This is a genomic window from Erwinia sp. V71, from assembly GCF_965644245.1.
GTDB lineage: Bacteria > Pseudomonadota > Gammaproteobacteria > Enterobacterales > Enterobacteriaceae > Erwinia.
Genome location: NZ_CBFFRK010000163.1, coordinates 1 through 8,475 on the forward strand (window position 1 = coordinate 1; position 8,475 = coordinate 8,475).

Genomic DNA, 8,475 nt, shown 5'->3' on the forward strand with positions numbered 1-8,475 from the left:
ATCGGTAGTTAACCCTTCCTCCTACACTCTCCACAATCATGTCCGAGCGTTGCACTTATTATCTGAATTCGCGCCTTGCTCATTAACTGGTTCAGGGTCTGCGCTCTCCTGCCCATGTGGGGAGGTGATCGTTTCTGCATGGTGGTTAAGTATGGGGGAATGGCCGAGAAAGTCAGGATTGACGGGGCCTAGAGCAAGGCATGGGCGTTTTGCATCGCCGGGAAAATTTTGAGCAAAAATAGAAAAAAACGCGTTTAGTTCTGCATAATTACGATAGCGATTTAAGCTGCTTTAACTCCCTTTTAAGCAGCTATTAAATAACCCTTCCATACCACACCACTTTACCAACGATGTCAAAATCGTCTGGTATGTCTGTCAGGCTTATTGTGTATGGATCATAAGCAGGATTGTTGCTTGTGATTTTGAGCTGTGAGCCAGGGAGTCTTTGCACTCTCTTCACCAGCAACTGGCCATCTATGCGTAGTACATAGATTCCCTCGCGTGGCTCTCTGTCAGCGTGATTGACCAGTATGACATCCTTATCATTAAGAACGCCTTCCATCGAATCACCACTCACACTGATTACGGATAGTTTAGAGGGATCTGCTTTCAAGTGGTTTACAACCCAGTATCTTCTGAAGCTAACCGTAAACATTGGGCTTTCATCGTCGTTCCATGCACCGTGTCCTGCAGCCGCAGAGACGTTGTAACGAGGGACAAAAACAAACTCCTCAAGGTCAACAGAGTTCCCTTTCACATCAACAGCAGAGCCGGATTTAATGACTGTAGGGCTTTGTGCTGGAGCACTTTGTTGCGCTGTTCCCGTCAATAAAAATTCAACGCTCGTACTCAAGATAGTGGCCAATCTCAGAACATGGGTTGCAGTTGGCTCTCGCTCTTCATTCTCCCAGGCTTGAAGGGTTGATAGAGACACACCTAAATTCTCCGCCACTTGGTTTCTCGATAGCTTCAGATCCTCTCTAAGAGAGCGAATACGCTTACCTATCTCACTCGTTAAGTTGTTTTCAGGTTTATCAGTCATATCCTGCAAATCTCTCTAAGTTATTTTCGACTTTTTCATGTTGTGCTTAAGTGTTTGAATTTGATAGATAACAACCTGAAATTTGGTTGCCTCCCAATCAAATGCAACCTGAAAATGAATTAAATGAGTGATTTTCAGGTTTGCATGACTCAATTTCGATCATACTGTATCTATGAAATAACCTTGGGAGGTTAACTAATGAGTACATTCGAGAGTGCAAAAAAAAGCCAGACTGAGTCTGACTGGCACAGAGCGGACATTGTTGCGGCTTTACATAAGCAGGGATGGTCACTGCGCCGCCTTTCTATTCACCATGGCTATAAAAGCGCAGGTTCATTGAAAAATGCCTTAGATCGCCCGTGGCCTAAAGGGCAAAAAATCATTGCAGATGCAATTGGTTTACCCCCATAGGCTATATGGCCCACTAGGTATGATAAACCATTTTCAGGTGAATGGAATTAATAATCATGGCTCAGATCAACCTGAAAACACACTATACCGCGCAGGAACTGGCAGATATGACCTTACCAGGTATGCCAGTAACTCGTCCGGGAATCATGGCCAGAGCCAAAACCTGCGGGTGGCAGATGCGTTCCCGTGTTGGTCGCGGTGGTGGGAATGAATATGCGGTTGAAAGTTTACCCGTTGAAGCTCAGTCAGCTATTCGCGAAAAAGCCTATCGGTCAATTCTTGAGACAGGTGCAGGGGTTACTGAAAAATCAAATACCACTGTTAAGCACAAGGTCAAGCCAACGCGTGAAGTTGAGTTGATGCGTCAATGTCCGGCGCTTTTGGAAAGAGAAGTATCCTCTCTGACCGAGAAACAAAAGCAGATCGCTGATGCCCGTGCGGCACTGGCGATGGAGGTCGAGCGCCTGCGCGATGCGGGTATGTCCCGCACCGCTGCAGTGAAGTTTATCGCTGAATCATCACGCAACAGCACGCTGCCGGAGCACTTGAGAAGCCTGGCTGAAATTGCTAACGCCCGCAAAGGGTCAACCCGCAGCGGTGTTGGTGAGCGAAGCCTGCAGGAGTGACTTAGCATTTTCCAGACCACCCGTCCGGGTGTTGAGCGCCTGGCTATGCTGGCGCCTGGCTATCTCAAAGCCAAAAAAGCCGGAGCAGATTAAGTGGCTGCCTGATTTTCTGGCGCACTGGCGCAGTCGTAAAGGCCCGTGTCTGCGCGAGGCCTACCGGGATTTTCAGGCTGAGTGGTCACAGGTTTATGCCGACCAGCCTGCAATGATAGCCGCGTGTCCGTCTTATGACGCGGTACGCCGGGCCATGGACAAACTGCCTAAGCGCGAGAAAGCCCGTGGCCGTGTCAGTGGTTCTGCCGCGCTGGTTTATGAGTGCTTCCAGAAGCGCGACTGGTCACAGATGCCCGTTAACGGCTGCTGGATTGCTGACGGTAAGTCACTCGAAATGAAGGTGGCGCACCCTGACCATGGCCGTCCGTTCACGCCAGAGCTGACGATGATCATCGACGGGCGCACACGTTTCATTACGGGCTGGAGCCTGGCGCTTTCCGAGAGCGTCATCGCGGTGGCCGATGCCTACCGTTACGCCATGAAGCACCACGGCAAGCCACTGTTTGTGTATTCCGATAACGGCGGCGGCGAGACCAACAAAACGCTGGATGCTGATGTTACGGGTATTTTCAGCCGCATGGGCATCGAGCACCCGACCAGTATTCCGGGTCGCCCACAATCGCGCGGCATCATCGAGCGTCTGAACAAAGGTGTTCCACGCCGTGTGGCCATGCAGTTCGAGACTTACAACGGATCATCTGCTGACCCTGAGCATGCCCGTATCACAGCACGCGCCATCCAGTCTGCGGTTAAAGCGCAGGAAAACGGGCGTGAGCTGACTCCGGTACAGCGCACCGCGCCGGGAAAACTGCCGACATGGCAGCAGTTGCTGGACGCTATCGCTTACGAGGTAGACGCCTATAACAACTCGCACGAACACAGCGAGTTACCGAAACATAACGGCCGACACATGACCCCGGCGATGTTCCGCCGCGCCGCTCTGGAAGCCGAAGGCGACGAAATCGAATACCTGACGGATGTGGAACTGCGCGAAGCCTTTATGCCGGAAATGATGCGTACAGCTCAGCGCGGCTGGCTGCGCCTGTTCAACAACGATTATTTCTCAGAGTCGCTGATTACCGTCGACGGAGAGGAAGTTCGCGTGGCTTTCGATATCCATGACCCGCAGGAAGTTATTGTGCGCCGCATGGACGGAACCTTTGTCTGCAGCGCCATCTGGAACGGCAATAAGCGTGCCGCCATCCCGGTCAGCATGATGGATGTAGCCGTTGAGAAACGCCGTCAGCGCCGCCTGAAACGCATTGATGAACAGCGTCAGGAGATTGAAGCCGAAGGCCGCTCTGTCCTGCCGGGTCAGTCGTTCAGCGACCTTGGCAGCTTTATCCCGGCTGAATACTCGGTCATCACAGAGGAAGAGCATTTCTTCTTCCTTGAAGCAGACCGCGAAGAATTTCTTAAGAAAAGCGGCAGCAGCCGTTAAGAGGTGAGTCATGACTATCCGTACCGAATTAACTGAACTGATGGAACGCAAAGGCTACAGCCAGACGCAGGTTGCGCGCGCTGTGGGTAAAAGCGTCGCGGTAATTAACCAGTATCTGCAGGACAAATACGCAGGCGATGTGAAAAGCATCGACCAGCTGGTATCCGGTTTCATTGCCCGTGAGGCCGAAAAAGAGAAATCGCAGCGTATTACCGCGCGCTATATCCAGACGGTCACATCCAGAAAGGGAATGGAAGTGCTCAAGCTGGCGCATCTGGACGGCGAAATCAACGTCATTAACGGCGATGCAGGACTCGGCAAAACCATGATTTTGCGTGAGTACGCGGCGCAGAACAAAGACGCGATCCTGATTGAAGCCGACCCGGGCTACACCGCGCGTGTTGTGCTGGAAGAACTCTGCAACCGCCTGGGCCTGAGCAAGCGCGGCAACATGCACGAGCTGAGCGAAGCCTGCATTAGCGCCCTGCGTGATTCGGGTCGTCTGCTGATGGTCGATGAGGCCGAAAATCTTCCATACCGGGCACTGGAAACACTGCGCCGCATTCACGACAAAGCGGGTATCGGTGTGGTGCTGGCGGGTATGCCGCGTCTCATCATCAACCTCAAGGGTAAGCGTGGCGAATACAAGCAGCTTTACAGCCGCGTGGGCCTTGCCCTGAGCATCGGCGATGCCCTGCCGCAAGAGGATATCACCGCTATCGCCTGCAGCATGCTGCAGGATGCGCAAAACGAAGATGTCAGCGATGCGTTATTCCGTGCCAGCCATGGTAATGCGCGCCGCCTGTTCAAGCTGGTACGTGGTGTGAGCCGCTACAGCAGCATCAACGGTCAGGCCGTCAGTGCCGGAGCCGTCCGTAAGTTCTCTGAAATGCTGATTAACTGAGGGCAAACAGCATGATTAAAAACAGTAACGCGGATGTAATCAACGCGCTGGTGAAAGCCGAAGCGCTGATACTTCTCTTGAGCACTCATGGTGTGAAAGTTAACAGCGTCACGCTGCGTAACTCACTGCCAGTCATTCCACGTCTGGTGCGACAGGATGATGCGTGAGGGGCGCGCTCACTATAAGCACAGTGGACATAACCAGCATGGGGCTTTCGTCAGGGGGTATATGCCGATGAAAGCGGTTGCCGGGTGGTCTGGTCGGAATCACTTCATTAAGGGGGACGTAGTGGCAAAGATCGTAATCAGTCTGGAAAGCACGAAACGTGGCCTGTCAGTCAACTGCAATGTTGAGCCAGGCGAGAAAGATAACGAGCAGGTACAGCATCTTGCGGCAGTTGTCGCAGCAGGTCTTGCTGGTCATGTGAATCAGAAAATCATTGATGCAATCAACAAGAAGGCGAAAAAGAATGTCCACTGAAAACAAACAGTTCACCACTAAAACCGTACTGGATGGTTACTGGGTCGATGCCAAAGGCGTGATGACGCCGGAAAGCCTCATCAAAGACATTGACCGTGCACTGATGCACTGGTGCGTGAAATTATTGGCAGCGCGCTGGAACTGAATAAGGCGCTGGAAGAGTTCAAGCTGTCCGGCTTCTCTGACATCGGCGCATTTGTTGACCTCTCTGCCAATGAGTACGGCGTTTCGCTGGGCGGTAAAAAAGGCAACGTTACCCTCTACAGCTTTGACGGCCAGTTCAAAATCCAGCGCGCCATGCAGGACCGCATCGCGTTCGATGAGCGTCTGCAGGCAGCTAAGGTGCTAATCGATGCATGTCTGGCTGACTGGACTGAGGGCGCACGCCCGGAAATCCACGCGATCATCAACCGTGCATTCCAGACTGAAAAAGAAGGTGAAGTGAATACCGGTGCCGTGCTGGCGCTGCATCGCCTCGAAATCGACGATGAACGCTGGCAGAAAGCGATGGTCGCCATCGGCGAAGCTGTTCAGGTCGTCGGCAGTCGCTCTTATATCCGCGTGTATGAGCGTGTTGGCGACAGCGACCAGTACCGTCCAATTGCACTTGATATTGCGGGGGTGTGAGATGCCTTTAAATACAATTAAAAGCGGATTTATTAAGGAAGGTGCGATTTAATCATTCAAAGTTCTGTTCATGACTACAATGATTGCCGTTCATCAATCGTTTTCAGTGTTTTGGGCGGTTCTTTGTTCATTTACCATACGATGACAGGACGAAAAAATGGTTCCCATCGAATTAATCGCACCTTCCTTAACTAAAGCACTGGCTGGAGCCGAAACAGGAATAAAAGCTATGACTGCTGCTGCCTGGGCTTTTGCCGGAATTAAAATTCTGTCGTCAGTTGGCGGAGCCGCAGGAATCGCTGCAGCAGGTGCTCCAGCAGCGGCTGGCGCGTCTGGTCTGATGGGGCGGCTGGCGCGCCTGGGCGGTAAAGTGCTGGCACCTCTCGCAATATGGCAGGCGGCAAATGATGCCCCGCTGGTGCAGGTTGAACGTGGCGATGCGGCGGCGCGTGCCCGTCTGCAGTCCGGGCAGGATAATGACAGCATGAGCCGCTTGCGCGATCTGAAAGCATCCAGCCCTGGTCTGCTGGATGCATGGGACGAAGTAAAATCCTGGTGGTCTGCGCCTACGAATATTTCACTGCCGCAGACGGCTAATGGATACCCCGTGCCGCCGTTTGTTCAGAATCAGCAACCATTACAGCCAATAAACATCACTACCACGCTGCAGCTTGATGGACGCGTTATTGCTGAAACCATGAATGAGGTTAACGGCCAGTCTGCTGCGCGTGGGCCACAGGGAGGGCCGCACTGATGGCATGGGCTGATTCACTTCAGGATGCGAAATTTCGTGGCGTGCGTTTCGACGTCAAAAACACACGTGACAGCGTCGAGCGTTCGCTGGGGATAAACGAATATCCCTACCTCGATGGTGCCGACATTGAAGATTTGGGGGCTAAGTCACGCAGTCTGCAGGTACAGGCCGTGTTCTGGGGCGATGACTATGAAATTCGCCTGCAGGTGTTTCTTGAAGCCCTTGATAAGCATGGAGCGGACGAACTGATACATCCCGTTTTTGGCGTTATGCCAAACATGCAGGTCAGGCTTTATCAGGTCAGTCATGATGAGGATAACCCGGATTACTGCACTGTCGATATTCAGTTCTGGCAGCACAAGACAACAAACCTGTTCTTTACGCGCGACTGGCCGCTCAGTCTGGGTGATTCTGTATTTAATAAGATCCAGACGATGCTGGATGATGCCTCAGCCCTGATGGAAAGCGCATTAGCACCACTTCGGACAGCAAAACGCTTCATGAACCGGGTCAAAGCACTGGGAGTGGCGGCGATGAATATGGCCTCAGTGCTGCGTGGCGAACTGACGGGATATAACAACAGCGTAACCGACTTTGTGAATTTCCCGTCGGCATTTATGAATGACATTCTGTCTGCGCTGAGCTTCGGCAGCACAAAGGCCGCATCATCATCGGGCAGTAACAGCACGGTCTATACCTCCACGCCTGCAGTCGCGATGTCTGACTGGTCGGCGATAACCACGCAGGCATCCTCGGTGGCCACAATGCCCGATGACCTTATCAGTGGCGCTGTTTCCGGGTCTGTTGATATGCCGACAAATATCACCTCTGACGACATTAAAGAGCTGCGCGTGATGGTGCTGACGGCGGTGGCCATCGAGCTTTCTCAGCAGGCGTCTGACCTGCTGTCTGATGAATCGCTGACCGCCGTTCTGTCGCCGGATGATGTCGAGAAAATCACGGATGACACACGGCAGGCGATTCAGAACGCGATTGATGCGAACCGCAATGCCTACAGCGCCGAAATGGATTCCGTCAGCAGCGCCACCACCACTGTTGCGCTGGATTATATGCCAGTTGTTGATGGTCTCAAGGATATCGCGCTGGCTCTGCAGGTGATGGCCACAGCACTGATTCAGGCCCGCCCGCCGCTGACAGTACGCACCGTGGCAAGTGCCGGGAACCTGCACCTTGTGGCGCACCTGTGGTACGGCGATTACACACGCGCGACAGAGCTGCAGCTGCTTAACCCGTCGCTGCGCGACCCTAACAACCTGAAGCCGGGGGACACGCTCTATGCCTACACCGAATAAGCAGGCTGCGCAGGATAAAGACCTGGATAAAGTCTCCGTGGTGATTGCCGGAAAAGTTCACAGCGACTGGAACAGCTACAGCGTGGACAGTGACTTTCTTATCCCGGCAGATGCCTGGTCGATGCGTCTCGGCCTGCCTGATGGCATCTTCCCGGCAGATGTAAAACGTGGTGCGCCGGTAATTGTCCGGGTCGGTGGTGATACCGTGATGACCGGGCGTATTGACCGTGTGCGTCGTTCCGTCAGCAAGGATGCTGTGCAGATAGCGCTTTCCGGACGCGATGGTGCCGCCGTGCTTGTTGACTGCTCATCCCCCGTTTTCACGGGTAAGCAGATGAGCCTGGAGGAAGTGATTGCGCGCGTTGTTCGCCCGCTGGGTATCACGAATATTGAGCTGCACGCCGAGTCCTCGATCCGCAATGACAAAGTTACTGTCGAACCGGGAGAGCGTGCATGGGACACGCTGCTGCGTGCCTGCGCCGGGCGCGGTCTGTGGCCGTGGTTTACGACATCCGGTACGCTGGTCATCGGCGGGCCTGATTACACCACGCAACCTGTGGCGACGCTGATTCTGCGCCGGGACGGTAAAGGCAACAATGTTATCAGCCTGGACGATGAGAGCAGCGAGGAACGGGCCTTCTCCGAGCTGACCGTACTGGCGCAGGGACACGCACACAGCAGCAAGGCTGAGCTGGGCGTGGTTGACGTCACGGATACGTCAGCCGCCGTTGACGAGGAAACCACCCAGGTGCGTATTCCGCTCTGAACGATCACGGATTGGCATCGAAGTTCGATCACAGTTTCGCATCTCTTCGATCAGCCG

7 protein-coding genes and 3 pseudogenes are annotated in these 8,475 nt (G+C 53.5%); 9 read left to right on the plus strand and 1 reads right to left on the minus strand.

The window, feature by feature from the left end; translation table 11 throughout:
* Positions 1–313: 313 nt before the first annotated feature.
* Entirely contained in the window at positions 314–1,042 is a 729-nt protein-coding gene (locus ACSZO1_RS20750) for an XRE family transcriptional regulator (RefSeq protein ID WP_437616044.1), read from the minus strand.
* 198 nt (positions 1,043–1,240) lie between these two features.
* On the opposite strand from ACSZO1_RS20750, the gene ACSZO1_RS20755 reads away from it, so the two are divergent.
* The 9 genes and pseudogenes from ACSZO1_RS20755 to ACSZO1_RS20795 all read left to right on the plus strand — a co-directional run.
* The gene (locus tag ACSZO1_RS20755; RefSeq protein ID WP_437616046.1) at positions 1,241–1,453 is read left to right on the plus strand and encodes a helix-turn-helix domain-containing protein; all 213 of its coding nucleotides are present in this window, start codon (positions 1,241–1,243) and stop codon (positions 1,451–1,453) included.
* Between the two features lie 56 nt (positions 1,454–1,509).
* Positions 1,510–3,574, plus strand: a pseudogene (locus ACSZO1_RS20760) (Mu transposase C-terminal domain-containing protein).
* A 10-nt stretch (positions 3,575–3,584) separates the two neighbouring features.
* A complete protein-coding gene (locus ACSZO1_RS20765) occupies positions 3,585–4,478 on the plus strand; it encodes an AAA family ATPase (protein WP_437616048.1) in 894 nt (297 codons plus the stop codon).
* Between the two features lie 11 nt (positions 4,479–4,489).
* Complete coding sequence (locus ACSZO1_RS20770; RefSeq protein ID WP_437616050.1) at positions 4,490–4,645, plus strand: hypothetical protein; 156 nt, start codon at positions 4,490–4,492, stop codon at positions 4,643–4,645.
* Between the two features lie 121 nt (positions 4,646–4,766).
* Complete coding sequence (locus tag ACSZO1_RS20775; RefSeq protein WP_437616052.1) at positions 4,767–4,958, plus strand: hypothetical protein; 192 nt, start codon at positions 4,767–4,769, stop codon at positions 4,956–4,958.
* Positions 4,948–5,585, plus strand: a pseudogene (locus ACSZO1_RS20780) (DUF3164 family protein). Before ACSZO1_RS20775 ends, ACSZO1_RS20780 begins: the two are co-directional and overlap by 11 nt.
* A gap of 229 nt (positions 5,586–5,814) precedes the next feature.
* On the plus strand, positions 5,815–6,339 hold the full coding sequence (locus ACSZO1_RS20785; protein WP_437616054.1) for a hypothetical protein: 525 nt from the start codon (positions 5,815–5,817) through the stop codon (positions 6,337–6,339).
* Positions 6,339–7,652 (plus strand): DNA circularization protein, encoded by a 1,314-nt coding sequence (locus tag ACSZO1_RS20790; RefSeq protein ID WP_437616056.1) that lies wholly within the window; start codon positions 6,339–6,341, stop codon positions 7,650–7,652. The genes ACSZO1_RS20785 and ACSZO1_RS20790 overlap by 1 nt, the downstream gene beginning before the upstream one ends.
* Positions 7,636–8,361 (plus strand): annotated as a pseudogene (locus ACSZO1_RS20795) (phage baseplate assembly protein); the annotation flags it as partial. The gene ACSZO1_RS20790 and the pseudogene ACSZO1_RS20795, both read left to right, overlap by 17 nt.
* Between the last annotated feature and the right edge of the window lie 114 nt (positions 8,362–8,475).